The organism is Georgenia sunbinii (assembly GCF_036421875.1).
Taxonomy (GTDB): Bacteria; Actinomycetota; Actinomycetes; order Actinomycetales; family Actinomycetaceae; genus Georgenia_B; species Georgenia_B sunbinii.
This window is the reverse complement of sequence record NZ_JAZGOL010000005.1, coordinates 247,168-273,462: the sequence shown is the minus strand read 5'-3', so window position 1 is coordinate 273,462 and position 26,295 is coordinate 247,168. Positions and strand designations below refer to the sequence as shown.

Below are 26,295 nucleotides of genomic sequence, written 5' to 3'. Positions count from 1 at the left end.
GCGCGGTCACGCGTCGGTGGCGTCGTCGGTGGGCTCGGGGATGGTTACCGGGCTGCACCCAGCAGGGACCTCGAGCGGTGCCTCCGGGTCGAGTGCCGCCGACGTGGGATCGGGAACGCTGTCGAAGGCACTGCCGACGACGACGTCGATCGTCTCGTCCTCGCGTCCGTCGAGCGCCACCTCCGCGCCCGGCATGAGTGCGGCCACCGTGTACGCGGACCGCAGGCCGTGCGGGCCGGTGACGATCCGGGCGACGCCGTCGACGGAGGTGCTGTAGTTCGCGGTCTGGCTGACCGTGATGCCGAACTGGGCGAGCCCGCTGGCGGTACGGGCGGCCAGGCCGCCCTCCGTGGTCGCGTTAAAGATGTTCACGGTGATCTCGCCGAACGGCGTGGGGAGCGCGTTCGCCGGCGGGCAGGGCACCGACGTGTTGGCGGCGTCCGTCGGTGCCTCGGAGCTGAACGGCCGGCTGAACGGCGACGGGATGACGTTGCCCCACATCGCCGCCGCGAGGAGGGCGACGGCGAGCAGGGCGGTGAGCAGCACGCCGAAGATCAGGGTCTGGCGCTGCTGGAGCCGGCGGCGGCGAGCGGCGCGGCGGCGTTCGGCAACGGCATCGGCGTCGAGGTCGGTCGTCACGGTGCCAAGGTAGTCGGTGCGGGCTGGTTCCGGTGATTCGTGGCGGTCCTACGCACCGAGCACCTGACCGTCGAGGTCGAGCTCGAGCACCCGGGCGTGGACGTGGAGCCGCTGCTGGAGGGCGGCGCGCAGTGCGCGGTGGAGGCCGTCCTCGAGGTAGAGCACGCCGCGCCAGGTGACGACGTGGGCGAACAGGTCGCCGTAGAACGTCGAGTCCTCCGACAGCAGGTGGTGCAGGTCGAGCTCACGCTTGGTGGTGACGAGCTCGTCGAGCCGGACCTGGCGCGGAGCGACGGCTGCCCAGTCCCGGGTCGAGGTCACTCCGTGGTCGGGGTAGGGGCGCTGGTCGCCGACTGCCTTGAAGATCACCCGTCGATACTACGTTCCGGCTCGCCCAGAGGGGCCGCGGTCAGCTCCCGCACCAGCGAAGGTGCCGGGACGACGACGGGCCCGGCTGCGCAGCTGGTGCGCGGCCGGGCCCGTCGGGCTGCGGAGGATGAGGGATTCGAACCCTCGAGGGCTTGCACCCAACACGCTTTCCAAGCGTGCGCCATAGGCCACTAGGCGAATCCTCCTGGCGGTACGAGGGTACCTGAGGCTGAGCGCCGGATCGAACCGCCCGGTCGGACTGTGCTGAAGATCGCGTCGCTGCCCGCCCCGAGCAGGGCGGCTGGACCCGGTCGTGGCGTCCGTTAGACTTGCGGGCGACCCCTCGTGCGGCGTCACCTCACTGAACTCCCCCAGGGCCGGAAGGCAGCAAGGGCAGGTGAGCTCTGGCGGGTGCACGAGGGGTCCTTTACGTCTCCGGCCCGGCCGGCCGGGCACCCGGTCCACAGGGATGAGCGCCGCGGTCGTCGGGGCGCCTAGAGTTCAGGGGTGAGCACCGCCCTGTACCGCCGCTATCGCCCGGAGACCTTCGCGGACGTCATCGGGCAGGAGCACGTGACCGATCCGCTGATGTCCGCCCTGCGTGGCGACCGCATCTCCCACGCCTACCTGTTCTCCGGCCCCCGCGGCTGCGGGAAGACGACGTCGGCGCGCATCTTCGCCCGCTGCCTCAACTGCGAGCAGGGCCCGACCGACACCCCGTGCGGCACCTGCCCGAGCTGCGTGGACCTCGCGCGCGGCGGCGCCGGCTCGCTCGACGTCGTCGAGATGGACGCTGCGTCGCACGGTGGTGTCGACGACGCGCGCGAGCTGCGCGAGCGGGCCGCGTTCGCCCCGGCGCGGGACCGGTACAAGATCTTCATCATCGACGAGGCCCACATGGTCACCAGCCAGGGCTTCAACGCACTCCTCAAGCTTGTCGAGGAGCCGCCGGCGCACGTGAAGTTCGTCTTCGCCACCACCGAGCCGGAGAAGGTCATCGGGACCATCCGCTCGCGCACCCACCACTACCCGTTCCGGCTGGTCCCGCCGGAGCGGCTGCAGTCCTACCTGGAGGAGCTGTGCGCGGCCGAGGGGGTGAGCGTCGACGGCGGTGTGCTGCCGCTCGTCGTGCGGGCGGGTGGCGGCTCGGTCCGTGACTCGTTGTCGGTGCTCGACCAGCTCATCGCCGGCGCGCAGGACGGCACGATCGACTACGAGCGGGCGGTCGCGCTGCTCGGTTACACGCACGCGACCCTGCTCGACGACGTCGTCGACGCCATCGCGGCGGCCGACGGTGCCGCGCTGTTCCGCGTGGTCGACCGGGTCATCGGCTCCGGCCACGACCCCCGGCGGTTCGCCGAGGACGTCCTTGAGCGGCTGCGGGACCTCATCGTCATCGCGGTGTCCGGCGAGCACGCCGCCACCGTGCTGCGCTCGCTGCCGCAGGACCAGCTCGACCGGATGCGGATCCAGGCGCAGCAGCTCGGCCCGGCCCAGCTGTCCCGCTCGGGGGACCTCGTCAACGAGGCGCTCTCCGAGATGAGCGGCGCCACCTCGCCGCGGCTGCAGCTGGAGCTGCTCTGCGCCCGGCTGCTGCTGCCGGCGGCCGGCGATGCCGCCCGCGGCTTCGGTGCCCGGCTCGAGCGGCTCGAGAACCAGCTCACCGCGGGCGCGGTGCCGGCTCCTGCAACGGGTGGTGCTGGCGGCCAGCCGGCCTCGGTAGCCCCGGCGCCGGCAGCTTCGGCACCGCAGCCGCAGCGCACCCCGGACCGTCCGGTGGCACCGGACCGCGCGCCCTCGTCGGCCCCGTGGCCGACGGCCGCGGCCGAGGGCCGCCCCGACCGGGAGCCGGCAGCGACGCAGCCATCGACCGCAGCGGCCGCGGCGGCGCCCCCGGTGGCCGCCGGCTCGTCCCCCGGAGCGCAGCAGCCCACCGCCTCCCGGTGGCCGACTGACTCGGCGTCGGCAGCACAGAGCTCCGACTCCGCAGCCTCGTCCCCGGCACCGCAGCAGCCCACGGTCTCCCGGGAGCCGGCTGACTCGGCGCCGCGCGACGGAGCCGGCCAGCAGCAGTCGCCGGGCACCGCGCCGCAGCAGGCGCCGACGGAGACTGCTGCGCCGCGGCAGGACGCGCCGCCGCAGGAGACGACCGCGGACCGGCCCGTGCCCCAGCAGGCGCGGCCGGAGCAAGAGGCAACCTCGCCGCCGCAGCAGGCGACGACGCGGCCGCAACAGGCAGCTCCCCAGCAGCAGGCCACCGCGCCGCACCAGCAGGCACCCCAGCAGCAGGCGCCGCAGCAGGCGCCCCAGCACCAGCCGCCCGCCCAGGAGGCGCCTCGCCCCGCCGCGGGGCAGGCCGACGCCGAGCTGGTCCGCCGCCGCTGGCCCGAGGTGCTTGCCACCCTTGCCCGGTTCAAGCGCACCACCTGGGCGCTGGTCTCGCAGAACGCCCAGGTCGCCGACGTCTCCGGCGGGGTCCTGCAGCTGGCCTTCACCACCTCCGGGCTCGCCCACACCTTCCGTAACGGGCAGCACACCGAGGCTCTGCAGCGTGCGTTGTCCGAGACGCTCGGCGTCGACGTCCGGATCGAGCCCGTCCTCAGCCCGGCGGCGCAGGGCGGCGGCGGACCGCAGCACAGTCAGAGCACCGGCTGGAGCGGTGAGGCGCCCGCCGGTGGCGGCCACCCGGGGCCGTCGGGTGGCGCTTCGTCGGCCTGGGGTGCCGCCAGCCCGTCGGGCGGTCAGCCGCCCGCGGACGACCCGGGCGGGGAGTGGTCCGGTGGATCCAACCCTGGCCATGACGCCACGTCGTCGCCAGCCGACCTTGGCCGAGGTGCCTCGGGTGGCCCGGCAGGCGCGGCGACCGGACCCGGGCGGTGGGCAGGGTCAGCCGCGCCCGCCGTCGGCGGCAGCGTCGGTGGCGGCGCCGTCGCCGGAGCTCACGGACCGGCGTCGGCCGGAGCCAGCACCAGCACAGGGACGGCGGTCGCCTCTCCGGCGTCCGCCGGCAGCCCAGCCTGGTCGGCGCCCTCACCCCCGGCCGCGCCGCACGTCGCGCCCGCCGACGACACGCCGAGCATGGACGACCCCGACGCGGAGAACTCCGAGCTCAGCGGCGCCAAGCTCATCGAGAAGATGCTCGGCGGCACGGTCATCGAGGAGATCGAGGACTGAACCCGCCGGATCTTCCGGGGCGCGAGGCCGGTCGCGTCCGGCCGCGGGCGGACGCAGCCGGTCGGGCCGCGGCGACGTAGGCTGACGGGGTGTACGAAGGCGCAGTGCAGGACCTCATCGACGAACTCGGACGACTCCCCGGGATCGGTCCCAAGAGCGCCCAGCGCATCGCCTTCCACCTGATGTCCGCCGAGACTGCCGACGTCGAGCGGCTGGCGCACGTGCTCACCGAGGTCAAGCTGCGGGTGAGGTTCTGCGAGGTCTGCGGCAACATCTCCGAGGCGCCGAAGTGCCGTATCTGCACCGACCCGCGCCGCAGCGACGACCTCCTCTGCGTCGTCGAGGAAGCCAAGGACGTCGTCGCGATCGAGCGCACCCGCGAGTTCCGGGGCAAGTACCACGTGCTCGGCGGGGCGATCAACCCGATCAACGGCATCGGCCCGAACGACCTCCGGATCCGCGAGCTCATGACCCGGCTCGCCAGCGGCAACGTCACTGAGGTCATCCTCGCCACCGACCCGAACATCGAGGGCGAGGCGACCGCCACCTACCTCGCGCGGATGCTGCGCGGCATGGAGGTCCCGGTCTCCCGGCTGGCCTCCGGCCTGCCGGTGGGCGGCGACCTGGAGTACGCCGACGAGGTCACCCTCGGCCGGGCATTCGAAGGACGTAGGAGGATCGATGACTGACACACCGGACACCACCGCCACCGGCGCCGACTCCGACGCCGACCCTGACGCGCAGGAGGCCGCCGACCTGCGGGTGCTGGTCGCCGCCACCGCCGCCGAGTCCGAGCGCTTCCTCGCCACGCTCACCGAGGTCGCCGCCGGCACCAACCCGGACGCGGCGATCTCGCTGCTGCTGCTGGCCGTCTCGGACATCTCGGCCGCCGGCGCGCGGCTCGGCGCCGTCGTCGACGTCGTCCCGTCCCACCGCTTCGAGCCCGACGACGGCGGCGAGCCCGACGTCGACCCGCTGCGTCTCGGGCTCGCCAACGCGCTCGAGGGGGTCGACGAGTACCGCGAGGTGCCCGACCCGCTGCTCGACGCCGCCGTGACACCGGGCGCGATCTCCGCCGACCTCGCCGACATCGCCACCGCGCTGCGCCGGGGGCTGCAGCACCTGCGCGCCGGAAACGAGATCGAAGCGCTGTGGTGGTGGCAGTTCTCCTACCTGTCGAGCTGGGGAGAGCGCGCCGCCGCAGCGCTGCGCACGCTGCTGTCGATCCTCGCCCACCTGCGGCTGGACGTGGACGAGGACGTCGCCGCCGACGCCGAGTTCGAGGCGCTGCACGCGCCGGACTAGAACCGCGCCGACCGCGCCGCCCGACCGACGGGCGGCGAGCGCCGGTCACGGCATGATGTCGCTGTGCCCCTCGACCTCGACGTCCTCACGGTCGTCCTCCTGCTGCTCGCCGGCTTCACCGCCGGCTGGGTCGACGCCGTCGTCGGCGGCGGCGGGCTCATCCAGCTGCCCGCGCTGCTGCTGGTTCCCGGTATCAGCCCGGTCCAGGCGTTGGCGACGAACAAGCTCGGCTCCATCATGGGCACCGCGGTCAGCTCGCTGACCTACTACCGGCGCGTGGGACCGGACCTGCGCACCGCGGCGCCGATGGCGCTGACGGCGCTGCTCGGCGCGGTCGGCGGCGCTGCGCTCGCCTCGCGGATCCCGGCCGACCTGTTCACCCCGATCATCCTCGTCGTGCTCGTCGGAGTCGCCGCCTGGACGATCGCCAAACCCACGATCGGCACCCAGACCGACCTGCGCTGGTCCGGGCGTGGCCACCACCTCGCAGCCGCCGGGCTTGGCCTGGTCATCGGCGCCTACGACGGGCTGCTCGGTCCGGGCACCGGCACCTTCCTCGTCATCTCCCTGGTGTCGGTGCTCGGCTACGCCTTCCTGCCGGCGACGGCGCTGGCCAAGATCGTCAACTTCGCCACCAACGCCGGTGCCCTCATCTTCTTCATCCCCTACGGCGCGGTCCTCTGGGGCCTCGGGCTCGCGCTGGGCACCGCCAACCTCCTCGGCGGCTACCTCGGCGCCCGGATGGCGGTGGCCAAGGGCAGCGGGTTCGTCCGGGTGGTGTTCGTCGTCGTCGTCGGCGCGCTCATCCTCCGGCTCGGCTGGGACCTCGTCACCCGCTGAGACGAGCGGATCCGGACCGGGCCGGACGCTCTAGTGACGGCGTGACCGCCGCCACGTGCTCCCACGGAGCGGACGCCACGGTGCCCGACATCTGAGATCGTTCTAGACTGTGCTGCGTTCTTGGGGCCGCCCGTGCGGCCGGCTCCTGTGTGTCACCGACCTAGCGGAGCTCCCCTCGTGGCCCTTGTTGTCCAGAAGTTCGGCGGATCGTCCGTCGCCGACGCTGCCAGCGTGCGTCGTGTCGCCCAACGCATCGTCGAGACGAAGGCGGCGGGCAACGACGTCGTCGTCGTGGTCTCCGCCATGGGCGACACCACCGACGACCTGCTCGACCTCGCCTCGCAGGTCACCGACCAGCCTGCCGAGCGCGAGCTCGACATCCTGCTCACCGCCGGGGAACGCATCTCGATGTCGGTCCTCGCGATGGCGATCACCGAGCTCGGTGTCCCCGCCCGCTCCTACACCGGGCAGCAGGCAGGTGTCCTCACCGACGCCGCCTACGGCAAGGCCTCGATCGTGGGTGTGGTGCCCGAGCGCATCGCCCGCACCCTCGAGGAGGGCGGCGTCGCGATCGTCGCCGGGTTCCAGGGCGTCTCGCAGGACATGGACGTGACCACGCTCGGCCGGGGCGGTTCGGACACCACCGCGGTCGCCATCGCGGCAGCGCTCGACGCCAGCGTCTGCGAGATCTACAGCGACGTCGACGGCCTGTTCACCGCCGATCCCCGGATCGTGCCCGCCGCCCGCCAGATCACCGACATCACCAGCGAGGAGACGCTGGAGATGGCGGCCCACGGCGCCAAGATCCTGCACCTGCGCGCCGTCGAGTACGCGCGGCGCTACAACGTGCCCATCCACGTCCGGTCCTCGTTCTCCACCAAGCGCGGAACCTGGATCCGGAACGTCGACTCCCAGTCCGAGGAGGACACCATGGAAGCCCCGATCATCGCCGGCGTGGCCCACGACCGCAGCCAGGGCAAGATCACCGTCAAGGGCGTGCCCGACGTCCCCGGCGCAGCCGCGCGGCTGTTCGCCGTCGTCGCCGGTGCCGGCGCCAACGTCGACATGATCGTGCAGAACGTGTCCTCGGAGTCCACCGGCCTCACCGACATCTCCTTCACGCTGCCGGAGACCGACGGCGACGCCACGCTGGCCGCGCTGCGCGCCGCGGAGGCCGAGCTCGGCTACGCCGACCTGCGCTACGACGACCAGATCGGCAAGCTGTCGCTCGTGGGCGCCGGCATGCGCTCGCACCCGGGCGTCTCGGCCAAGCTGTTCAGCGCACTGTTCGATGCAGGAATCAACATCGAGATGATCTCCACCTCGGAGATCCGCATCTCGGTGGTCACCCGGGCCGACGTGCTCGACGATGCCGTGCGCGCTGTGCACAGCGCGTTCGAGCTCGACACCGACGAGTCGGAGGCCGTGGTCTACGGAGGGACCGGACGATGAGTGAGAACCGCAACGGGATCAACCTGGCCGTGGTCGGCGCGACCGGGCAGGTCGGCAAGGTCATGCGGGCGCTGCTCGCCGAGCGCGACTTCCCGGTCGCGTCCATCCGCTACTTCGCCTCGGCGCGCTCGGCAGGCACCACGCTGCCGTGGGGTGACGAGGACGTCGTCGTCGAGGACGTCGCGACCGCCGACCCGTCCGGGATCGACATCGCGGTGTTCTCCGCCGGGGGCGACACCTCACGCGAGCACGCGCCGCGGTTCGCCGCGGCCGGCGCGACCGTCGTCGACAACTCCTCCGCGTGGCGCAAGGACCCCGAGGTGCCGCTCGTCGTCAGCGAGGTCAACCCGGTCGCGCTGGACGACGTGCCCCGGGGCATCATCGCCAACCCCAACTGCACGACGATGGCCGCGATGCCGGCGCTGAAGGCGCTGCACGACGAGGCCGGCCTCGTCCGGCTGGTGGTCTCCACCTACCAGGCGGTCTCCGGCTCCGGCCTCGCCGGGGTGCGCGAGCTCGACACCCAGGTGCGTGCCGCCGTCGAGCAGGACGCCACCGCGCTGGTCCACGACGGCGCGGCGGTGACCTTCCCGGAGCCGCAGACCTACGTCGCGCCGATCGCGTTCGACGTCATCGCGCTCGCCGGCAACCTCGTCGACGACGGCTCGGACGAGACCGACGAGGAGCAGAAGCTGCGCAACGAGTCGCGCAAGATCCTCGGCCTGCCCGAGCTCGCGGTCTCCGGCACCTGCGTGCGGGTGCCGGTGTTCACCGGCCACGCGTTGTCGATCAACGCCGAGTTCGAGCGGCCGATCAGCGCCGACCGTGCCCGTGAGCTGCTCGCGGGTGCTCCTGGTGTGCAGCTCGCCGACGTCCCGACGCCGCTCGCGGCCACCGGGGCCGACGTCACCCTCGTAGGACGGGTCCGGCAGGACTCGAGCGTCGACGGCGGTCGCGGGCTGGCGCTGTTCGTCGCGGGGGACAACCTGCGCAAGGGCGCCGCGCTCAACACCATCCAGATCGCCGAGCTGCTCGCCCAGCGGATCCTCACCGCCTGACGCACGGCCGGCCGGGCTGATCCATCGGCCCGGCCAGCCCAGCCGCGCCCCGGCCGCGCCAGCCGAGCCGCGCGCCGGGCTCGCCCCTTCCACTCGCCCGGCGGGTGCTGGGAGGGCCGAGCGTTGATCGAACAGGGCGAGCCCAACGGGGTGCAGCGGGCCCAGCGGGGCCAGCGGGCCCAGCGGGGCCAGCGGGCCCAGCGGGTCAGGGGGTTCGGGGGGCGTCGCCGAGGTGGCGGCGGGCGAAGCCCAGCTGCACCTGCAGCTGGGCGATGCGCTCGTCGTCCACCAGCGAGCCGTGCCCGCCGGCGAACTGGTAGAGCTCCACGTCGCCGCCGCGCCGCCGCAGCGCGTCCACGTAGTTGCCGACCTGCCGCACCGGGCACCGCGGGTCGTTCATCCCGGCGAGGACGAGCACCGGCGCGCGGACGTGCTCGACGTAGGTGATCGGGCTCGCCACCCGGTACGCCTCCGGCACCTGCTGCGGGGTGCCGCCGAAGAGTGACCGGTCGAAGGCCTGCAGCGAGGCGGTCTCGTCCTCGTAGGCGGCGACGTAGTCGGCCACCGGGACGTCGGCGATGCCCAGCCGCCACCGGTCGGGCTGGGTGCCCAGCCCCAGCAGGGTGAGGTAGGCGCCCCACGACGCTCCGGCAAGGATCGAGCGTTCGGGGTCGAGCACCCCGTCGACCACCAGCGCCTGGTGCACGGCGGCGATGTCCTCGAGCTCGGTGTGCCCGACTCCTGCCTCGATCGCGTCCCGCCAGCGCGTGCCGTAGCCGGTGGAGCCGCGGAAGTTGATGCTCAGCACCGCGAAGCCGTGGTCCACCCACGCGGCGAGCGTGGGGGAGAAGGAGTCGGTGCGGTGGTCGGCCGGCCCGCCGTGCACGTCGACGACGACGGCGTAGGGCTGCTCGATGCCCTCGGGCACCCGGAGCAGCGCGTGGACCTCCCCACCGGGCCCGGCGACCCGCACGTCCTGCACCGCGGTCGACGGCCGCGGCCGCGGACCGATGGGAAGGATGAGGGTGCCGCCGCCGCGCGTGGTGCGCAGGGTATGAGGCTCGACCGCGGACGACCAGGTGAACCAGACCTCGCCGTCGGGCCGCGTGGTCGCCTCGTCGACGGTGCCGTCCCACGGCCCGACGGCGGTGGTGCGGCCGCTGGCCAGGTCGTGGCGGTAGAGCCGGGTGCGGGCGTCGTGGTCGACCGCGACGAGCACACCGGTGCCGTCGGGGTACCAGTCGGCGTCGGTGACCTCGCCGTCGACGGGCCCGAGCAGCAGCTCGCGGCGGGCGCCACTGGTCGGGTCCCACACCGCGAGGCCGGGCATCGCGGTCTGCTCGTGGAGCACGAGCAGCCGGGTGTCGCCCGGCAGCGGCGCGAAGCCCAGCGCCCAGATGCCGCGACCGGGCCCGTCATGAAGCTCGGCGACGAAGGTTCCGGTGTCGGCGGCGACCACCCGCAGCGCCGGGTGGCGGCTGTCGCCGTGCTCCGAGTGCTCGATCGCCAGCAGGTTGCCGTCGTCGCTCAGCGCGGCGGCCTCCGCGTCGTGCTCGCTCGCGTAGAGCAGCACGGGCGGCTGCGGCGTGGCGGTCGACGGCCCGGGGAAGACCTGGTGGATCGTCGTCCCGTCGGGGGTGTCGGTGCGACCGATGACCGCGGTGCCGTCATGGGCGAGCAGCAGCCCAGCGGGGGAGGCCGGCGGCAACGGGATCGGGGTCTCGGCGCGCCGGCTGGGCGGTGAGCCGAACGGCTGGCGCCGCCAGTGGCCGAACTCGTCACCGTCGGTGTCGTCGAACCACCACAGCCAGCGGCCCGAGGGGTCGATCGTCGCGTGGTCGGTCCCCGCGGGCCGGTCGGTGGCCGGCAGCAGGTGCCCGATGCTCGGCTGCCAGGAGTGGACCTGTGGGGCCCCGCGGTGGGTGGCGATGACGACGGCGTGGTCCGGCTCGTCGCTCGCCCACTCCGGGACGTCGACCCTGCCGGCCCGGAAGCGCTGCTGCCACACCGGCGGGGGCCAGTCGCCCGCCGTTGTTCGTCCCTGCGACCGTTGTCGGAGCCTCGTCATGGTCTCAGCGTAGGTCGCCTGGGATGCACGACGGCCGGTTGGGGGAATGATGGACGATAGGACGACGTTCCTCTGAGGACACCCACCACAAGGAGAGATCATGGCGACGACCGACGTCACCGAGGCCACCCTCGAGCAGACCATCACCGACAACGACATCGTGCTCGTCGACTTCTGGGCCGACTGGTGCGGGCCGTGCAAGAACTTCGCACCGGTCTACGAGAAGGCGTCCGAGAGCCACCAGGACGTGTTCTTCGCCAAGGTCGACACCGAGGCGGAGCAGCAGCTCGCCGCACAGGCCGGCATCACCGCGATCCCGACACTGATGGCGTTCCGCGAGGGCGTGCTGGTGTTCTCGCAGGCGGGCGCGCTGCCCGGGCCGGCTCTCGAGCAGCTCATCACGCAGGTCAAGGACCTCGACATGGACGAGGTCCGGGGCAAGGTTGCCGAGGCGCAGGCCGCCCAGGAGTCCTGACCAGGACCGAGGCAGGCCCGCCCGGCACGACGGCGGGGGCGCGCTCGCGTGAGACGATCGAGCGTGTACCCGCCGCGACCTGCAGGAGTTTGGTGCCGTGATGCGTAGCCGGGCGCTGCGGACGGTGCTCGCGCTCGCCGTCCTCGGGGCGGCGAGCGCGCTTGTGCTCTGGCCCAACTGGGCCGACCCTGGCGGGGCCCGCCCGGCCGCCGTCGAGCAGTTCGCCGTTCCCGACGACGCGCCGTGGAGCCCGCCCGAGCTCGCCGGTGACGGCTGGCACGCGCGTTCGGCAAAGACGCCCACCCTCGGCTTCGTGTCCGCGCAGGGCGGCCTGTGGAGCACCGACGTCCCCCCGGACGCCGGCGGCCAGCTGCGTACCGTCCCCGGCGAGGAGCCCGCTCCCGACGGCGACGCCGCCCGGGTGGCGACCGTCCGGGTGGAGGTCGAGACGGGGCTGGGGGTCGACGGCGGTGAGTTCGCCCGCCAGGTGATGACCACACTCAACGATCCGCGAGGCTGGGGCCACGACGGCTCGATCAGCTTCGCGAGGACCGAGGGTGACGCCGACGTCGACGTCACTCTCGCCTCACCGGCGACCACTGACCGGCTCTGCCACCCGGTCGATACCGGCGGGACCGTCTCGTGCGGGCGGGTCGGGTTCGCGGTGCTCAACGCGGCCCGCTGGGCCGGTGGCGCCGACCCGTTCCTCGCCGCCGGCGGCACCGTGGCGGAGTACCGCCTGTACCTCGTCAACCACGAGGTGGGGCATGTCATCGGCCGGGGCCACGTCCGCTGCCCGGCACCCGGGGCGGTGGCGCCGGTGATGCTCCAGCAGACGCTCGGGCTCGACGGTTGCCGGCCGAACGGGTGGCCTGCAGCGGCATCCTGAGGCCGGCGAGCAGGGCCATGGACGGCGCTCGGACGCGCCATTATTCGCGAGATAGTGCGGGTATGCGCGGTTGTGAAAGCGCGCCTCGCCTAGGTTGCATCTCGCCTTTCGGCTTTTGGTTGACCGTCTTCAAAAGTGAGGTTATCTTCACAGCATGATCACCGTTGATCGATCGGTGGCTACGCCTGCGTGGCCAGCCGCAGTTCAGCGCCGAGCACTGTTGCTCGGAGCTCGCGCCACCTCCGTCGCCCTTCGCGACCCCGCGCGCCACGGCACTCCGTGAGATCCACGGTCGGACGGAAAGGAGGAAGTCGACCCGTGTGCCGGCGCTGAGCCGGAAAGACAGTGACCGGGACCCGCACCCTGTGGTGGTGGGCGGGCCCCGGTCTTGTGAGAACCCCTCAGAGGAGTTGCATCACAGATGAACCTTAGTCGTGAACGACGCAGAGTGCGCCGTTCGATGGCAGTGCTGGCGGCCGGTGCCATGGTCGTCACTGGAATGCTCGCTGCCCCGATGGCAGCAGCCGACAACGGCGTGGACCCCGCACTCGAGGACGGCGCCGAAGCCGCCCTCGACTGGTCCAACTACGAGAAGGTCACCCTGACCAAGGACACCGGCGAGCCGATCGGTATGGCCGTGCTCCCGGACACCCGGATCCTGCACACAGCCCGTAACGGCATCGTGCGGATGACGGATCCGACCAGCGGCCTGACCCGCCACGTGGCGCAGCTCGATGTCTACGCCAACTCCGAGGACGGCCTGCAGGGCATCGCCCTCGACCCGAACTTCGAGGAGAACAGCTGGGTCTACCTCGCCTACGCACCCCGCGTGATGTCGGGTACCTCTCCTAGTGGTGTGGAGTACCGAGAGACGACCCCCCAGGGCAACGCGCCCAACTCACTTCCTGCTGGACAGGACGCGAGCTACTGGGACCAGTGGCTCGGCTACAACCAACTGTCCCGCTTCAAGTGGGATGACGAAGCCGGTCAGCTGGACCTGACCACCGAGGAGGCGATCCTCAAGGTTGAGGCCCAGCGTGGGCAGTGCTGCCACGTCGGAGCGGACATCGCGTTCGACAGCGATGGCAACCTGTTCCTCTCCACCGGAGACAACACTCCGGCCAGCACGCCGGGCGCAAACGGCTACGCGCCGAACAACAACGCCCCCGGAATGAACCCCGGCTTCGATGCCCGCCGTGGTGCCGGTAGCACCAATGACCTGCGGGGCGCGATCCTGCGGATCAAGGTACTCGACGAGATCGCGGCCGATGCCGAGGTTGGCCCAGGAAGCACCTACACGATCCCCGAGGGGAACCTGTTCACCGGCGAAGAGTACGCCGACGAGCCGGTCCGTGAAGAGCTGTACGTCATGGGCCTGCGTAATCCGTTCCGCATTGGCTACGACGCCGAGTCCGACTCGCTCTTCTGGGGCGACTACGGTCCGGATGCCGGTAACGCCAACGAAGTTCGCGGCCCGATGGGTTACGTCGAGTGGCAGCTGACCACCGAGGCGATGAACGGCGGCTGGCCCTACTGCCACGGCCCCAACGCCAACTACAACGAGTGGGACTACGCCACTGCTCAGCCCGGCGAGTTCTTCGACTGTGAGGCGGGTGCGGAGAACAACTCCACCTGGAACACCGGCATGGACGTGCTTCCGCCGGCGACCGCTCCGCAGCTGTACTACGGCGACCGCCCCGGGGACCAGCCCTGGGACGAGCTCGTCGAGTTCTCCACCCGCGGCGGCCAGGGTCCGATGGGTGGGCCCGTCTACCGCTACGACGAGAACAACCCCTCAACGACCAAGCTCCCGCCGTACTGGGACGGCAAGCCCCTCATGGGTGAGTACTCCCAGGACTACCTCGCCGCTTTCACGCTCGATGAGCTGAGCAGCGACGGCGTGGTCACCGGGATCACCAACTTCTTGCCCAGCGTAGCCCTGTACGACATGGTTGCTCCGCAGTGGTCGGGCATCATCGACATGGAGTTCGGTCCCGACGGCAGCCTCTACGTGCTCGAGTACGGCAAGGGCTTCTTCCGGGAGAACCCGGAAGCAGGCATTTTCCGGATCGACTACGTCGAGGGCAACAAGTCACCCCGTGCCGCATTCACGGCCGAGCCGATCTCCAGCAGCGACGCGCCCCTGACCATCACGGTGGATGCCTCTGCATCGGTTGACCCCGAGGGTGAAGCGCTCACCTACGAGTGGGACTTCGACGGCGACGGGGTCTTCGAGGCTTCAGGCGTCCAGGCGACCCACACGTACGCCGAGCTGGGCGTCTTCGATGTTCGTCTTCGAGTGACCGACCCGCACGGCAGTTTCGCGCTGACCTCTCGCCAGATCTCGGTCGGCAACCAGGCTCCGGTCGTCACCATCGACGACCCGGTCAACGGTGGCTTCTTCGACTGGGGCGACGTCGTCCCGCTGAGCGTGAGCACGCAGGACGCCGAGGACGGCAACGAGACCGTCTGCTCGCGAGTCTCCTGGACCTACGGCCTGGGGCACGACCAGCACGCCCACCCGGAGACCACGGGCACGGGCTGCCAGACCGCCATCCAGACCGACCCGAACTCTCCCGAGCACGGGCCTGGCGCGCTGATCTTCGGCGCGATCGTCGTCAGCTACACCGACGCCGGTCACGAGGGTGTCGCCCCCGCGCGGGGCGAGGCCACCGCACACCTCAACCCGAAGATGCAGCAGGCCGAGCACGCGCTCGCCCTGCAGGGCGTCGTCAGCTACGAGGACGAGGACGCCAGCGGCGGCAAGGCCATCCGAGGCCTCGGTGGCGGAGACTTCCTCCGCTACGACCCGGTCAACCTCAGCAACATCGATAGCGTCGTCGTCCGTGCCCAGGGTGGCGGCGCGGTCCAGCTGCGCTGGAACGCCGCGGACGCGGAGCCCTTCGCGGTTGCGCAGATCCCGGGTGGTTCGGGTTGGAAGGACGTCGAGGTCAACTTCTCGAACGCTCCGACCGGCACCGGCCAGCTGTTCGTCACCTCGGTGGACGAGCTGGCCGTGGACAGCCTGACCTTCGTCGGCGACGGCATCGCCGACGTCGAGGCCCCGTCCGCGTCCTACGAGCTGACCCCGGCCACCCCGACCGGTGTCGGGGGCGTCTACAACGTGCCCGTCACCTTCCAGGGCATCGCGACGGACAACGGCGCGATCGCGTCCATCCAGTACTCGCGTGACGGAGGGGCGACCTGGTCGAACCTCAACTCACGTCAGCAGTACCGGGTGACGTTCAACGCCAACGGTGAGTACGACCTGCTCTACCGGGCAACCGACACCGCCGGCAACGTCTCCGAGGTCGGCGAGGTGTCGTTCACCATCGACCTGCAGGCTCCCAACGAGCCCACGGTCGACTCCACCACGACCGCCAGGGTGTCCTCGGCGCGGGCCGTCTACGGCGCCCCGGGCGAGGTCACCGTCACCGTCTCCGGTGAGGGTGGCACGCCGTCCGGCGTCGTCGTCGTCACCGCCGGTGAGGTCGAGGTCGGTCGAGCCACCCTCGCCGAGGGTGCCGCCACCGTCGCGCTCGACCCGACGCTCGCCGTCGGGTCGCACACGCTGCGGGCGACCTACCAGGCCGACGAGACCTTCAAGACCTCGTCGACCACTGCACGACTCGTCGTGACCAAGGCGGCCTCGGTCCTCACTGCTGACGTGAGCCCGACGGTCAAGCCTGCGGTTGCGGCGACGGTCGCCATCCACGCCGAGACTGAGACCGGCCTCGCCGGGACCGGCCCGGTCACCCTTCACGTCAAGCGCGGTGTCTCCACGGTGGCGATGCTTTCCACCACGCTCGACGAGAACGGTGACGCGGTGGTCACCCTGCCGAAGTTCCCGGCCGGGTCGTACACGATCACCGTGACCCACACGGCGACCGCGAACACCACCGCGAGCTCCCTCCGCGCCAACCTGGTCGTCAAGTAACCAGGAACGCGCACTCTTAGTAATTGCGGGGCCGGCCGTCCAGCCGGCCGGCCGGCCCCGCGCTCAACTCGAAGGAGAGTCATGAGTCACCAGCACGCCCACCCCACCATCCCCAACCGGCCGATGAGCCGGCGCAACATGATCAAGGCCTTGGCGGCCTCCTCCGTCGCCGTCGGCCTCGGTGCCGGTATCGGTAGCGTCGCCGGCGCAAACCCCGGCGCCATCCCCGGCGCGGCGCCGTCCGGCGGCCGGAACCGCCTGGTCCCGCTGAGCAAGCTCGGCATCATCCTCTACAGCGTCCGGGACAAGGTCAGCAGCATCGGCTTCCGTGCCGTGTTCGAGGAGCTCGCCGCGATCGGCTACTCCGAGATCGAGTTCGCCGGATACACCCAGGGGAATGTCGGCCCGATCACGCCCCAGGAGATCCGTCAGCTGCTCGACGACAACGGCCTGCGTGCCGTCGGTGGTCACAACAGCCTCAACCCGAACAACATCGATGCCCAGCTCGACATCGCCGAGACCCTCGGCATGCCGTTCGTCGGGCAGGGGGGCCAGGTCACCCGCGACAACACGGTCGCCGGCTGGGGCCAGGCCGCCGACAACTGGAACATCATGGGGGAGAAGGCCCGCGCCCGGGGCATCAAGATCTACTCCCACAACCACGCCGGGGAGTTCGGCTACCTCAGCGACGCACCCGACACCCGCCTGTACGACTTCTTCCTGGAGAACACCAACCCCGACTGGGTGTTCCTCCAGATGGACGTCTACTGGGCGCACGTCGGCGCGCACCAGTACCCCGGATTCCGGCCGATCGACTACCTCAAGGCCGACCCCCGCCGCTTCCCGCTGCTCCACCTCAAGGACGGGAAGATCAACCCCAACAGCGGCAACGGCTACGACATCATCGAGTTCGGCGCCGGCGACATCGACTTCCAGGAGTTCCTCTCCGCCACCAGGGACCGCGGCCAGCGGATCGGCCTCTGGGAGCAGGACAACGCCGCGAACAACGCTGTGCCCCCGCACCAGCCGAACTCGCTCGGCAACGCCGCCCGCAGCTACGAAGCCATCGCCGCACTGCGCGGCTGACCACAGGAGACATGAATATGAAGCTCTGGAAGATTCCGACCGTGTCCCTCGCGGCCGCGGCCCTCGTGGTCGTCGCCGCCCCGGGGGCAAGCGCGGCGGAGACCGAGTGCGACAGCGACCTCGGCTCCGCAACCATTACCGGTGACCTCGTCGTCCCCGCCGGTGGGACCTGTACCCTCGGCGGCGCGTCCGTCGAGGGCGACATCTTCGTCGACGAGGACGGCTGGCTCGACGCCACCTCGGTGACCGTTGGCGGGGACGTCATCGGCATCGACAGCTACGGCATCCTGCTCGACGGCGCCGCTGTCGCCGGCGACGTCGTGTCGTTCACCGAGGGCCTGCGCGGCGGGTTCCTCTACATTCTCGACAGCGCGATCGACGGCAGCGTCGAGGCCGGTGGCCTCGACCTCGAGATCAGCGACAGCACCATCGGTGGCATCCTCAACTCGCTGGAGTCGAACTACGTCGACCTCCTGCGGCTCACCGTCGACGGAGACGTCAGCATCGTGGGCAGCCAGTGGGGAGTGAGCGCCGCGGGCGTCATCACCAGCGGCAACCTCGCCGTCACCGGCAGCGCGCGCGACGTCCTCATCGGAGCGACGCCGGACGGCGGCGCCGACCAGTGGGGCAACACCGTCGGCGGGGACCTCATCCTCTCCGGCAACACGGCCAACCTCCAGGTCGCCGGCACCACCGCGCTGGGTTCGTTCGTCCTCGCGGACAACGACCCCGCCGCGAACCTCGGTGCGGGCAACCAGGCCGGCGCCGTCGAAGGCGACCACACCGGGGACGCCCCGGCCGCCGGTGGCAACGACGGCGACCAGAACGTCGTCGTCGTCGTGCCCGAGCGGGACCAGGGTGAGTTCATCTGGACCATCGACTCGACGAGCAACCTCGTCAACCTCGGTGTCGCCGTGGAGTCCGGGGACCACTTCCTCGCCACCGGCGAGCTCAACCCGGTCCGGGTGACCGACACCCGCATCGACGCTCCGGCGTGGTCCGTCTCGGGCCAGGTCGGCGACTTCACCGCGGGCGACAACAGCGCCTCGGGTGCGGACCTCGGCTGGACGCCCGAGGTCGTCGAGGCCGGCGGGGGTGCCGTCGCCGGCGCCCACGTCGACTCCGGGTTCGACGGCGGGGACGGGCTCTCGGTCTCCCGCGTGCTCGGCAGCGCGGACGCCGAGCACGAGCTCGGCTCGGCCGTGCTCGGTGCCGACGTGGAGCTCAAGCTCCCCGTCGACGTCGAGACCGGGACCTACAACGCCACGCTGACGCTCACCGCCCTGAGCTAGCGTGACGGTGTGGCCGCCCGGGCCCTCGTGGCCCGGGCGGCACGTCCACGTCAGAACTACCGTCGGAGGTCCTCGTGCCCGTCGCGACACGACGTGAGGCAAGGCTGCTCGCGCTGCTCGTCTCACTGTTCATGCTCGTCGTTGTCGTCGTGCTGCCCAGCAGTGCCTGGGCGCAGACCGCGGACGACGACGCCGCCGCGACCGGACCGGCGTCGGTCACCTGGAGCGTCCGGCCCGAGGACAACGATCACGGCGCCGACCGGCCGAACTACCAGTACGACATCGCCGCCGGTGCGACGATCTCCGACGCGCTGCTCGTCAGCAACTACTCCGACGAGCCGATCTCGCTGGCGGTGTACGCCGCCGACGGCTTCCTCAACGAGGCTGGTCAGCTCGACGTGCTGCCGGCGGACGAGGAGTCCACCGAGCTGGGGGCGTGGGTGGTGCTGCCGCAGGACGAGGTGACCATCGAGCCCGGCGAAGGGGTCCGGATCCCGTTCCGCATCACCGTGCCGCCGAACGCGCCCCCGGGCGACGTCGTCGGCGCCGTCGTCACCTCGCTGCGGACCGCGTCCGAGACCGACGGCGTGACCGTCGACCGCCGGCTGGGCTCACGCATCCTGCTGCGGGTCGACGGTGACGCCGCTCCGCAGCTGGAGATCGCCGACCTCGTCATCGACTACGACGGCAGCCCGTGGCCGTGGCAGCCCGGCAGCGCGACGCTGACCTACACGCTGCGCAACACCGGCAACATCACCCTCGACGGGGCGCAGAGCGCGACCTTCGCCGGGCCGTTCGGCCTGGGCACGAGCGAGGCGACCGGGGAGACCTTCCCGGCGATGCCGCCGGGCTCCGAGCTCGAGCGGCAGATCGTGCTGGAGAAGGTCTCCCCGCTCGTCCTCGTCAGCGGAGAGCTGACCGTCGCCGGGGCCAACGCCGACCTCGACGCCGAGGTGCTCCGGGCGCGGACCTTCACCGTCTGGGCGGTGCCGTGGCTCGTGGTGGCCGCCGTCGCCCTCGTCGTCGCCCTCGTGATCGTCTCGCGGGTGCGGCGCCGGGCCCGGCNCCCCCCCCCCGGGCCGAGGACCGTCGGGTCGCCGCGGCCGTCGAGGCCGCGATCGCGCAGCATGCGGCGCAGGGCACCCCGGCTGAGCCGTCTGACGCCGAGTCGTCTGACGCGTCGTCCGCGCGCACGCTCAGCCCGTAGCCGGCACCCTGCAGCCTGCTGCCAGGGGACGAGAACGGCCCGGGACCTTGCGGTCCCGGGCCGTTCTCTTCTGTCGGGGTGGCGGGATTCGAACCCACGACCTCTTCGTCCCGAACGAAGCGCGCTACCAAGCTGCGCCACACCCCGTGGAGCCTGCTCAGGATAGCGGAGCGGACGGGCCAGAGGAAAACCGGTGAGGCGTTGCGGGGCCGGATGTGAGCAATCGCTCAGCTGGCCATCGCCGGGGAGGCGGTCGTCGGGAGCAGCTCGATGAGGCTCACCTCGGGCCGGCAGGCGAACCGCACCGGCGTGAACGGTGAGGTGCCGAGGCCGGCGGACACGTTGAGCCAGGCCGACCGGGCGCCGCCGGGGGCGTCCGGCCGAGGTCCGGGCCAGCCGTGGAGGCCGCTGGCCCGACCGGTGTCGAGGTCGCAGTTGGTCACCAGTGCGCCGTAGCCCGGGACCCGGAGCTGACCGCCGTGGGTGTGGCCGGCGAGGACGAGGTCGCAGCCGTCGGCGACCATCTGGTCCAGCACGCGGGTGTAGGGGGCGTGGCTGACCCCCAGGTGCAGTGCGCCGCGATCCGTGGCCTCGGTCGCGGGGAAGCGGTCCCGCTCGAGGTGAGGGTCGTCGACCCCGACGAGGCTGATCCGGGTGCCGTGCACGGTGAGCTCGCCGCGGGTGTTGGTGAGGTCGAGCCAGCCGGCACCGGTGAAGCCCGCAACGAGATCGGGGGTGGGCAGCGTCGTCGGATGCTCGCTCGTGCTGCTCCGGCGCGATGACGGGAGGAGGTAGCGCGCGGGATTCTTCAGCTGCGGGGCGTAGTAGTCGTTGGAGCCGAGCACGAACGCGCCGGGCACCCCGAGGAGCGGCCCGAGGGCGTCGAGGGCCGCGGGGACGGCGTCCACGTGCGCCAGGTTGTCGCCGGTGGTGATGACCAGGTCCGGCTCGAGCGTGGCCAGCGAGCGCACCCACTCGCGCTTGAGTCGCTGCTGAGGGGTGAGGTGCAGGTCGGAGACGTGCAGCAACCGCACCGGTCGGGTGCCGGCCGGGAGCACGGCGACGGCATGGGTCCGGACGGTGAACATCCGCGTCTCGGCGACCGCCCACGCCAGCCCGGCGGCTGCGGCGGCCGTCACGCCGAGGACGGCGCGGCCGGCGGGGTTCAGTCGTCGTCCCCGGAGCGACCGCCCCAGCCGCGGCCCTCGTTGCCGCGGTCGCTACCGCGGTTGCCCGAGCCGGCGCTGTCGCCGGAGCCGCCGCTGTTGCCGGAGCTGGCGCTGTCACCGGGGCCGCCGCTGTTGCCGGGGCCGCCGTCGGCGCTGCTGTCGGAGGACCGGGACGCCGCTCGTCCGCCACTGGTGTAGAGAGTGACCGTCTCGCCGCGGCGCGCTTCGCTGCCGGCGGTGGGGGTGGTCGCCACCGCCGCGCCGACCGGCCAGCCGGAGTCGACCGCGCGGCCCATCTCCACGTCGAAGCCGGCGTCCTCGAGGGTGTCGCGGGCGTCCTCGACGCTGCGGCCGCCGATGTTGGGGATGGTGATCTGCTCGCCCTGGATCGCGGTGCGCGAGGCCTCGGGGAACTCCACGATCGGCATGTCCTCGGTGGCCTCGAGCATGTAGTCCTTCCACGTCGGTGCCGCGATGAGACCGCCGTAGACGCTCTGGACGTAGCGTCCGTTGATGGTTGTGTAGATCATCGGCTCGTCGCCATCGGCATGGCCCATCCACACCGCGCTGGAGATCTGCGGGGTGTACCCGATGAACCAGGCGTGCTTGGCGTCGTTCGCGGTGCCGGTCTTACCTGCGGTGGGACGCGGGGGGATGCGCGCTGGGGAGCCGGTGGAGTCCCACTCGGGGCCCATGACCTCCTGCAGCGCGTGGTTGACGCCGTCCACGACGTCCTCCTCGAGCACTTGCTGGCAGTCCGACGGCGGGACCGGGATCTCCTCGCCGGTGCGGTCGGTCATGCTGGTGATCGCCACCGGCTCGCAGTACGTCCCGCCCGAGGCGAGCGTCGCGTAGGCGTTGGCCATCGACAGCGGGGTGACGTTGTTGGTGCCGAGGATCATCGACGGGTTCGGCTCCAGGGGCAGGCCTTCGCCGTTGCGCACGCCCATGTCGGCGGCGATGTCGATGATGCCGCACAGGTCCATCTGGTTGGCCATGACGACGAACGAGGTGTTGACCGACTTCCGGGTCGACTCGAGCACCGTCTCGACGCCGCCACCGAAGCCCTCGAGGTTCTTCGGCTCGTAGTCGGTCGCGTAGTTCCCGCAGGAGATCTCCCAGCTCTCGCGCGGGAAGGACCGGTTGGCCGAGTTGATCCGGTCCATCAGCGAGTGGCCGGTGCGCAGCCACTCGACGAGGGTGAACACCTTGAAGGTCGAGCCGGCGTGGAAGCCGGCGCCGCCGCCGTGCGCCTGGTCGACGCTGTAGTTCACCTGGGTGGCGCGCGGGTTGTCCTCGCTGGCGGTCCCGTAGGTGGTGTTCTGCGCCATCGCGAAGATGTGGCCGGTGCCCGGCTCGATCGACGGCAGCGCCATCGAGATGCCCGACGGGTCGTCGATCGGGATGGAGCCGGTCACGGCCTCGAAGGCGGCCTCCTGCTTAGCAGGGTCGAGCGTGGTGTGGATCGCCAGCCCGCCGCGGTTGAGGAGCTGGCGCCGGTCCTCGACCGTCTCGCCGTAGGCGTCATTGAGGAGGATCTCGTTGACGACGTACTGGCAGAAGTAGGCGGCGTTCCCGGCCACGCCGCAGCCGCGCGGCGCGTCCTGGACTTCGAGCATGTCATCGATGCTCAGCGCGGCCGCCTCGTCGTGCTCGGCCTGGGTGATGTAACCGTCACGGAGCATGGTGCCGAGGACGACGTTGCGCCGCTGCAGTGCGTTCTCCGGGTTGCCGACCGGGTCCCAGCGCGCCGGCGACTGGGTGATGCCGGCGAGCATCGCCGACTCGGCGATGTTGAGCTCCGCGGCGGTCTTGTTGAAGTAGTGGTGGGCGGCGGTCTCCACGCCGTACTGCGAGGGGCCGAACTGCGCGAGGTTGAGGTAGCCGGTGAGGATCTCGTCCTTCGACCACACCTTCTCCAGCGCGATGGCATACCGGGCCTCGCCGAACTTGCGGCCGATGCCTGCGGCACCCTCGGTCTCGGTGGCCTCCGCGTAGAGCTCGGGGTCGTTGGTGACCCGGCTCTCCTCGACCTGGACGTTCTTCACGTACTGCTGGGTGAGCGTCGAGGCTCCCTCCAGCGGCTGCCCGGCGAGGTTGTTGACGACCGCACGCATGATCCCTTCGGGGTCGACGCCGCCGTGCTCGTAGAAGCGGCGGTCCTCGATCGAGACGGCGGCGTCCTTCACGTGCTGGGAGATCTCCTCCGAGCTGACGACGATGCGGTTCTCCGCGAAGAACGTCGCGAGCAGCCCGCCCTCGGCGTCGAGCATGACGCTCTGCTGCGAGGGCTCGGTGAAGTCCATGTCCGTGGGCAGCTCGTCGAACAGGTCCGTGGTCGCGCTGCTCACCGCGCCGACGGAACCGACGGCGGGCAGCAGCAGGCCGGCGGTCAGCACGCCTCCGGCGACAGCGATGAGGAGGAACGCGACGAGCATCGCGACGAGCTGCACCGGACGGACGCTGCGTCCGGGTGAGGAGGGTCCTGAGGCCATGCTTCCAGCGTACGTCCCCGGGTGTGCTCCATGGCTAGGGCGCCCAACGCGGGGTGAGGAGGTTCACCAGGAAGTGTAAAAATCCGGAAGAAATGTTGTGAAGATCCCGTAAAGGTCACGATTTGGCCACCGGGCTATCCGAAACGTGCTAACCCGGGTTACGGTCAGCACAAGTGTGCAGGTGGCGACGAAGCCACGATCACAGGAGGATGGCTATGAGCTCCACAAATGACCAGACCTGGGCCGTGCGTGCGGCATGCCGCGAGGTCGGACCGGACGAGCTGTTCGTCAGAGGCGCGGCGCAACGGGCCGCCCGCGAGCTCTGTTTCCACTGCCCGGTGCGGCTCGAGTGCCTCGCCGACGCGCTTGACGCCCACGTGCCCTTCGGCGTCTGGGGCGGGCTGACCGAACGCGAGCGACGAGCGCTGCTGCGTCGCTACCCCGAGGTCCCGTCGTGGACGGAGCGGCTGCGCGACGAGGATGACGAGCTCATCGCCGAGCTCCGATCGGCACGGGCGCCGCGGATCCTCGCCCGGGTGCGGCAGCCGTAGGATGGGGACATGACGACCTGGGAGTACGCGACGATTCCTCTGCTCATCCACAGCACCAAGGCGATCCTTGACCAGTGGGGCGCCGACGGCTGGGAGCTCGTGCAGGTGGTGCCCGGCCCGAGCGAGAACCTGGTGGCCTACCTCAAGCGGCCCCGGGCATGAGCATCTCGCGGCGGCTGGCGGAGCTGGGCCTCGAGCTGCCGGCCGTCACGCCGCCGCTCGCCGCCTACGTTCCGGCGGCCCGCCACGGTGACACCGTGTGGACCTCCGGCCAGCTGCCGATGGTCGACGGCGTGATGCCGGTGACCGGCAAGGTCGGCGACGGCCCGGGCCTGGTGACGCCGGAGCAGGCCAAGGCGCTGGCACGGGTCGCGGCGCTCAACGCGCTGGCGGCGGTGGCGGCCAAGGTGGGCAGCCTCGACGCCGTCGTCCAGGTGGTCAAGGTCGTCGGCTACGTCGCCAGCGACCCGTCGTTCACCGGGCAGCCCGGGGTGGTCAACGGCGCCTCCGAGCTGCTGGGGGAGCTGTTCGGCGAGGCCGGCGTGCACGCGCGCAGCGCGGTCGGTGTCGCGGCGCTGCCGCTCGACGCGCCGGTCGAGCTCGAGCTCGTGGTCGCGGTCCGCTGAACGTCGAGGTCTGCTGAGCCGAGCTCGACGCGAGCGCCGGCCCGGCTCAGCGGGCCCGGCCTGGGGCCGGCCCGGCGCTGGCCCGGCTTGCGGCGCCGGTCCGGCTCAGCGTGCCCGGCGGCGGACGCGGTCGAGGTCGAGGATCTGCACGGCCCGGCCCTCGAGCCGGATCCAGCCGCGGGAGATGAAGTCGGCCAGCGACTTGTTCACGGTCTCGCGCGACGCGCCGACCAGCTGGGCGAGCTCCTCCTGGGTGAGGTCGTGCGCAACCCGAAGGCCGTCCGGCGTCTCCTCGCCGAAGCGCTCCGCGAGGTCGAGCAGCGCCTTGGCAACCCGCCCGGGAACGTCGGAGAACACCAGGTCGGCCAGCGCCTCGTTGGTCTTGCGCAGCCGCACCGCCAGCGCTCGCAGCATGTGCTTGGCGAGCTCGGGCCGGGTGTCGACGAGTGCCATGAACGGGTCGTGCTGGAGCTCGAGCAGCTGGGTGACGGCCACCGCGGTGGCCGTGGCGGTGCGCTCGCCCGGGTCGAACAGCGTGAGCTCACCGAGCAGCTCGCCGGGGCCGAGGATCGCCAGCAGGTTCTCCCGGCCGTCGCCCGAGCTGTGGCCGAGCTTCACCTTCCCCTCGATGACGAGGTAGAGCCGGTCGCCGGGGTCGCCCTCGTTGAACAGCACCTCGCCCCGGCGCAGCGTGACCTCGTGCATGGCGCCGCGCAGGTCCGCGCGAGCGTCGTCATCGAGGGTCGCAAAGAGCGGAACATTGCTGATCGCGGTGTCGTCCACGGTGGCTTCCCATCTGTTCTGTCGTCCTCGCCTGCGGCCCGCCGACGGCCCGCCTGCGATCATCCTGCCATCGAGTGGCCCGTTGTGCCTGCACGTCGCTGCGGCACGGTGCAACTCCGTGGCGCAGTGCCGTCAGCCGGTCGCCGCCCGTAGGCTGGCGTCCATGGCCTCGACGGACCCGACTCCCGGCGACCCCCGGCACGTCGTGGTCGTCGACGACCTGCTGGCGGACCGGTGGCCCGACGCGCGGTGCGAGCTTGACTTTGCCTCGCCGTTCCAGCTCCTCGTCGCCACCGTGCTGTCGGCGCAGACCACCGACGTGCGGGTCAACGCGGTCACGCCGGCGCTCTTCGAGCGGTACCCGGGAGCGGTGGAGCTCGCCGGCGCGGCCCCGGACGCACTCGAGGAGACGCTCCGCCCGCTCGGCTTCTTCCGGGCAAAGGCCCGGGCGTTGCGCGGTCTGGGAGCGGCACTGCTCGAGGACCACGGCGGTGAGGTGCCAGGCACGCTCGACGAGCTGGTCAAGCTGCCGGGCGTCGGGCGCAAGACCGCGAACGTCGTGCTGGGCAACGCCTTTGGTGTCCCCGGCATCACGGTGGACACGCACGTCGGGCGCCTCGCGCGCCGGCTCGGCTGGACGACGTCACGCGACGCCGTCCGCGTCGAGCGCGACATCGCTGCGCTCGTCGAGCCGGAGCGCTGGACGATGCTGTGCCACCGGCTGATCTTCCACGGCCGCCGGGTGTGCCACTCGAGGCGGCCGGCGTGCGGCGCCTGCGTCCTCGCCGAGCTGTGCCCGAGCTACGGCGAGGGGGAGACCGACCCGGTGGCCGCTCGGCAGCTGGTGCGCGAGCCCTGATAGCCGGCCCGGGACGGTGGG

The 26,295-nt window shown here is 71.6% G+C and carries 22 protein-coding genes, 2 tRNA genes and 1 other RNA gene; 16 read left to right on the top strand and 9 right to left on the bottom strand.

Annotated elements, in window-relative coordinates; all coding sequences use genetic code 11:
• Positions 1-6: 6 nt before the first annotated feature.
• From V2J52_RS14025 to V2J52_RS14015, 3 genes are all read right to left on the bottom strand, one after another.
• Positions 7-639 (bottom strand): LytR C-terminal domain-containing protein, encoded by a 633-nt coding sequence (locus tag V2J52_RS14025; RefSeq protein ID WP_331228339.1) that lies wholly within the window; start codon positions 637-639, stop codon positions 7-9.
• A 48-nt stretch (positions 640-687) separates the two neighbouring features.
• Positions 688-1,008 (bottom strand): type II toxin-antitoxin system VapB family antitoxin, encoded by a 321-nt coding sequence (locus V2J52_RS14020; RefSeq protein ID WP_331228338.1) that lies wholly within the window; start codon positions 1,006-1,008, stop codon positions 688-690.
• A gap of 121 nt (positions 1,009-1,129) precedes the next feature.
• Positions 1,130-1,214, bottom strand: a tRNA-Ser gene (locus V2J52_RS14015).
• A gap of 128 nt (positions 1,215-1,342) precedes the next feature.
• On the opposite strand from V2J52_RS14015, the gene ffs reads away from it, so the two are divergent.
• From ffs to V2J52_RS13980, 7 genes are all read left to right on the top strand, one after another.
• An RNA gene (gene ffs, locus V2J52_RS14010) (signal recognition particle sRNA small type) lies at positions 1,343-1,439 on the top strand.
• Positions 1,440-1,515: 76 nt separating this feature from the next.
• Positions 1,516-4,182 carry a DNA polymerase III subunit gamma and tau gene (locus V2J52_RS14005; protein WP_331228337.1) on the top strand — a complete coding sequence of 889 codons (2,667 nt, stop codon included), beginning with the start codon at positions 1,516-1,518 and terminating at the stop codon, positions 4,180-4,182.
• 89 nt (positions 4,183-4,271) lie between these two features.
• Entirely contained in the window at positions 4,272-4,871 is a 600-nt protein-coding gene (gene recR, locus V2J52_RS14000) for a recombination mediator RecR (RefSeq protein WP_331228336.1), read from the top strand.
• Positions 4,864-5,487, top strand: a complete 624-nt coding sequence (locus tag V2J52_RS13995) for a DUF5063 domain-containing protein (protein WP_331228335.1) — start codon at positions 4,864-4,866, stop codon at positions 5,485-5,487. The genes recR and V2J52_RS13995 overlap by 8 nt, the downstream gene beginning before the upstream one ends.
• Before the next feature lie 63 nt (positions 5,488-5,550).
• Positions 5,551-6,327: a TSUP family transporter gene (locus V2J52_RS13990; RefSeq protein WP_331228334.1), complete on the top strand. Its 777-nt coding sequence runs from the start codon at positions 5,551-5,553 to the stop codon at positions 6,325-6,327.
• Positions 6,328-6,504: 177 nt separating this feature from the next.
• Positions 6,505-7,779: an aspartate kinase gene (locus V2J52_RS13985; RefSeq protein ID WP_331228333.1), complete on the top strand. Its 1,275-nt coding sequence runs from the start codon at positions 6,505-6,507 to the stop codon at positions 7,777-7,779.
• Positions 7,776-8,837 carry an aspartate-semialdehyde dehydrogenase gene (locus V2J52_RS13980; RefSeq protein ID WP_331228332.1) on the top strand — a complete coding sequence of 354 codons (1,062 nt, stop codon included), beginning with the start codon at positions 7,776-7,778 and terminating at the stop codon, positions 8,835-8,837. The genes V2J52_RS13985 and V2J52_RS13980 overlap by 4 nt, the downstream gene beginning before the upstream one ends.
• Before the next feature lie 205 nt (positions 8,838-9,042).
• On the opposite strand, the gene V2J52_RS13975 is transcribed toward V2J52_RS13980, so the two are convergent.
• Positions 9,043-10,905 (bottom strand): S9 family peptidase, encoded by a 1,863-nt coding sequence (locus V2J52_RS13975; RefSeq protein ID WP_331228331.1) that lies wholly within the window; start codon positions 10,903-10,905, stop codon positions 9,043-9,045.
• Positions 10,906-11,005: 100 nt separating this feature from the next.
• Between V2J52_RS13975 and trxA the strand changes: the two genes are divergently transcribed.
• From trxA to V2J52_RS13950, 5 genes are all read left to right on the top strand, one after another.
• A complete protein-coding gene (gene trxA, locus V2J52_RS13970; protein WP_331228330.1) occupies positions 11,006-11,380 on the top strand; it encodes a thioredoxin in 375 nt (124 codons plus the stop codon).
• Between the two features lie 100 nt (positions 11,381-11,480).
• Positions 11,481-12,269 (top strand): DUF3152 domain-containing protein, encoded by a 789-nt coding sequence (locus tag V2J52_RS13965; protein ID WP_331228368.1) that lies wholly within the window; start codon positions 11,481-11,483, stop codon positions 12,267-12,269.
• Between the two features lie 460 nt (positions 12,270-12,729).
• Positions 12,730-16,206, top strand: a complete 3,477-nt coding sequence (locus V2J52_RS13960; RefSeq protein ID WP_331228329.1) for a PQQ-dependent sugar dehydrogenase — start codon at positions 12,730-12,732, stop codon at positions 16,204-16,206.
• Between the two features lie 81 nt (positions 16,207-16,287).
• Entirely contained in the window at positions 16,288-17,292 is a 1,005-nt protein-coding gene (locus V2J52_RS13955; RefSeq protein WP_331228328.1) for a sugar phosphate isomerase/epimerase family protein, read from the top strand.
• Between the two features lie 11 nt (positions 17,293-17,303).
• On the top strand, positions 17,304-18,584 hold the full coding sequence (locus tag V2J52_RS13950) for a hypothetical protein (protein ID WP_331228327.1): 1,281 nt from the start codon (positions 17,304-17,306) through the stop codon (positions 18,582-18,584).
• Between the two features lie 388 nt (positions 18,585-18,972).
• On the opposite strand, the gene V2J52_RS13945 is transcribed toward V2J52_RS13950, so the two are convergent.
• From V2J52_RS13945 to V2J52_RS13930, 4 genes are all read right to left on the bottom strand, one after another.
• The gene (locus V2J52_RS13945) at positions 18,973-19,203 is read right to left on the bottom strand and encodes a hypothetical protein (RefSeq protein ID WP_331228326.1); all 231 of its coding nucleotides are present in this window, start codon (positions 19,201-19,203) and stop codon (positions 18,973-18,975) included.
• 661 nt (positions 19,204-19,864) lie between these two features.
• Positions 19,865-19,938 (bottom strand) — tRNA-Pro (locus V2J52_RS13940).
• A gap of 80 nt (positions 19,939-20,018) precedes the next feature.
• Positions 20,019-20,930 carry a metallophosphoesterase gene (locus V2J52_RS13935; RefSeq protein ID WP_331228325.1) on the bottom strand — a complete coding sequence of 304 codons (912 nt, stop codon included), beginning with the start codon at positions 20,928-20,930 and terminating at the stop codon, positions 20,019-20,021.
• Positions 20,931-20,956: 26 nt separating this feature from the next.
• The gene (locus V2J52_RS13930; protein WP_331228324.1) at positions 20,957-23,455 is read right to left on the bottom strand and encodes a transglycosylase domain-containing protein; all 2,499 of its coding nucleotides are present in this window, start codon (positions 23,453-23,455) and stop codon (positions 20,957-20,959) included.
• Between the two features lie 209 nt (positions 23,456-23,664).
• Between V2J52_RS13930 and V2J52_RS13925 the strand changes: the two genes are divergently transcribed.
• Genes V2J52_RS13925 through V2J52_RS13915 form a run of 3 tightly spaced genes read left to right on the top strand, consistent with a single transcriptional unit; the run spans position 23,665 to position 24,632 of the window.
• Positions 23,665-24,006 carry a WhiB family transcriptional regulator gene (locus tag V2J52_RS13925; RefSeq protein WP_491062109.1) on the top strand — a complete coding sequence of 114 codons (342 nt, stop codon included), beginning with the start codon at positions 23,665-23,667 and terminating at the stop codon, positions 24,004-24,006.
• Between the two features lie 9 nt (positions 24,007-24,015).
• Positions 24,016-24,168, top strand: coding sequence for a Sp36 family protein (sp36, locus tag V2J52_RS13920; protein WP_331228322.1), 153 nt, complete (start codon positions 24,016-24,018; stop codon positions 24,166-24,168).
• Positions 24,165-24,632, top strand: a complete 468-nt coding sequence (locus tag V2J52_RS13915) for a RidA family protein (protein WP_331228321.1) — start codon at positions 24,165-24,167, stop codon at positions 24,630-24,632. The genes sp36 and V2J52_RS13915 overlap by 4 nt, the downstream gene beginning before the upstream one ends.
• Positions 24,633-24,737: 105 nt before the next feature.
• Here the strand turns inward: V2J52_RS13915 and V2J52_RS13910 are convergent, their stop codons facing one another.
• Complete coding sequence (locus V2J52_RS13910) at positions 24,738-25,415, bottom strand: Crp/Fnr family transcriptional regulator (RefSeq protein WP_331228320.1); 678 nt, start codon at positions 25,413-25,415, stop codon at positions 24,738-24,740.
• A gap of 163 nt (positions 25,416-25,578) precedes the next feature.
• On the opposite strand from V2J52_RS13910, the gene nth reads away from it, so the two are divergent.
• A complete protein-coding gene (gene nth / locus V2J52_RS13905; protein ID WP_331228319.1) occupies positions 25,579-26,274 on the top strand; it encodes an endonuclease III in 696 nt (231 codons plus the stop codon).
• Positions 26,275-26,295 lie beyond the last annotated feature (21 nt).

Bases quoted from the DNA above. Each gene is read 5' to 3' on its own strand.
- V2J52_RS13995 (WP_331228335.1), top strand. From the start codon at position 4,864: ATGACTGACACACCGGACACCACCGCCACCGGCGCCGACTCCGACGCC.
- V2J52_RS13980 (WP_331228332.1), top strand. From the start codon at position 7,776: ATGAGTGAGAACCGCAACGGGATCAACCTGGCCGTGGTCGGCGCGACC.
- V2J52_RS13975 (WP_331228331.1), bottom strand. From the start codon at position 10,905: ATGACGAGGCTCCGACAACGGTCGCAGGGACGAACAACGGCGGGCGAC.
- trxA (WP_331228330.1), top strand. From the start codon at position 11,006: ATGGCGACGACCGACGTCACCGAGGCCACCCTCGAGCAGACCATCACC.
- V2J52_RS13965 (WP_331228368.1), top strand. From the start codon at position 11,481: ATGCGTAGCCGGGCGCTGCGGACGGTGCTCGCGCTCGCCGTCCTCGGG.
- V2J52_RS13960 (WP_331228329.1), top strand. From the start codon at position 12,730: ATGGCAGTGCTGGCGGCCGGTGCCATGGTCGTCACTGGAATGCTCGCT.
- V2J52_RS13955 (WP_331228328.1), top strand. From the start codon at position 16,288: ATGAGTCACCAGCACGCCCACCCCACCATCCCCAACCGGCCGATGAGC.
- V2J52_RS13950 (WP_331228327.1), top strand. From the start codon at position 17,304: ATGAATATGAAGCTCTGGAAGATTCCGACCGTGTCCCTCGCGGCCGCG.
- V2J52_RS13945 (WP_331228326.1), bottom strand. From the start codon at position 19,203: ATGCGTGAGCCCAGCCGGCGGTCGACGGTCACGCCGTCGGTCTCGGAC.
- V2J52_RS13930 (WP_331228324.1), bottom strand. From the start codon at position 23,455: ATGGCCTCAGGACCCTCCTCACCCGGACGCAGCGTCCGTCCGGTGCAG.
- V2J52_RS13925 (WP_491062109.1), top strand. From the start codon at position 23,665: ATGGCTATGAGCTCCACAAATGACCAGACCTGGGCCGTGCGTGCGGCA.
- sp36 (WP_331228322.1), top strand. From the start codon at position 24,016: ATGACGACCTGGGAGTACGCGACGATTCCTCTGCTCATCCACAGCACC.
- V2J52_RS13915 (WP_331228321.1), top strand. From the start codon at position 24,165: ATGAGCATCTCGCGGCGGCTGGCGGAGCTGGGCCTCGAGCTGCCGGCC.
- nth (WP_331228319.1), top strand. From the start codon at position 25,579: ATGGCCTCGACGGACCCGACTCCCGGCGACCCCCGGCACGTCGTGGTC.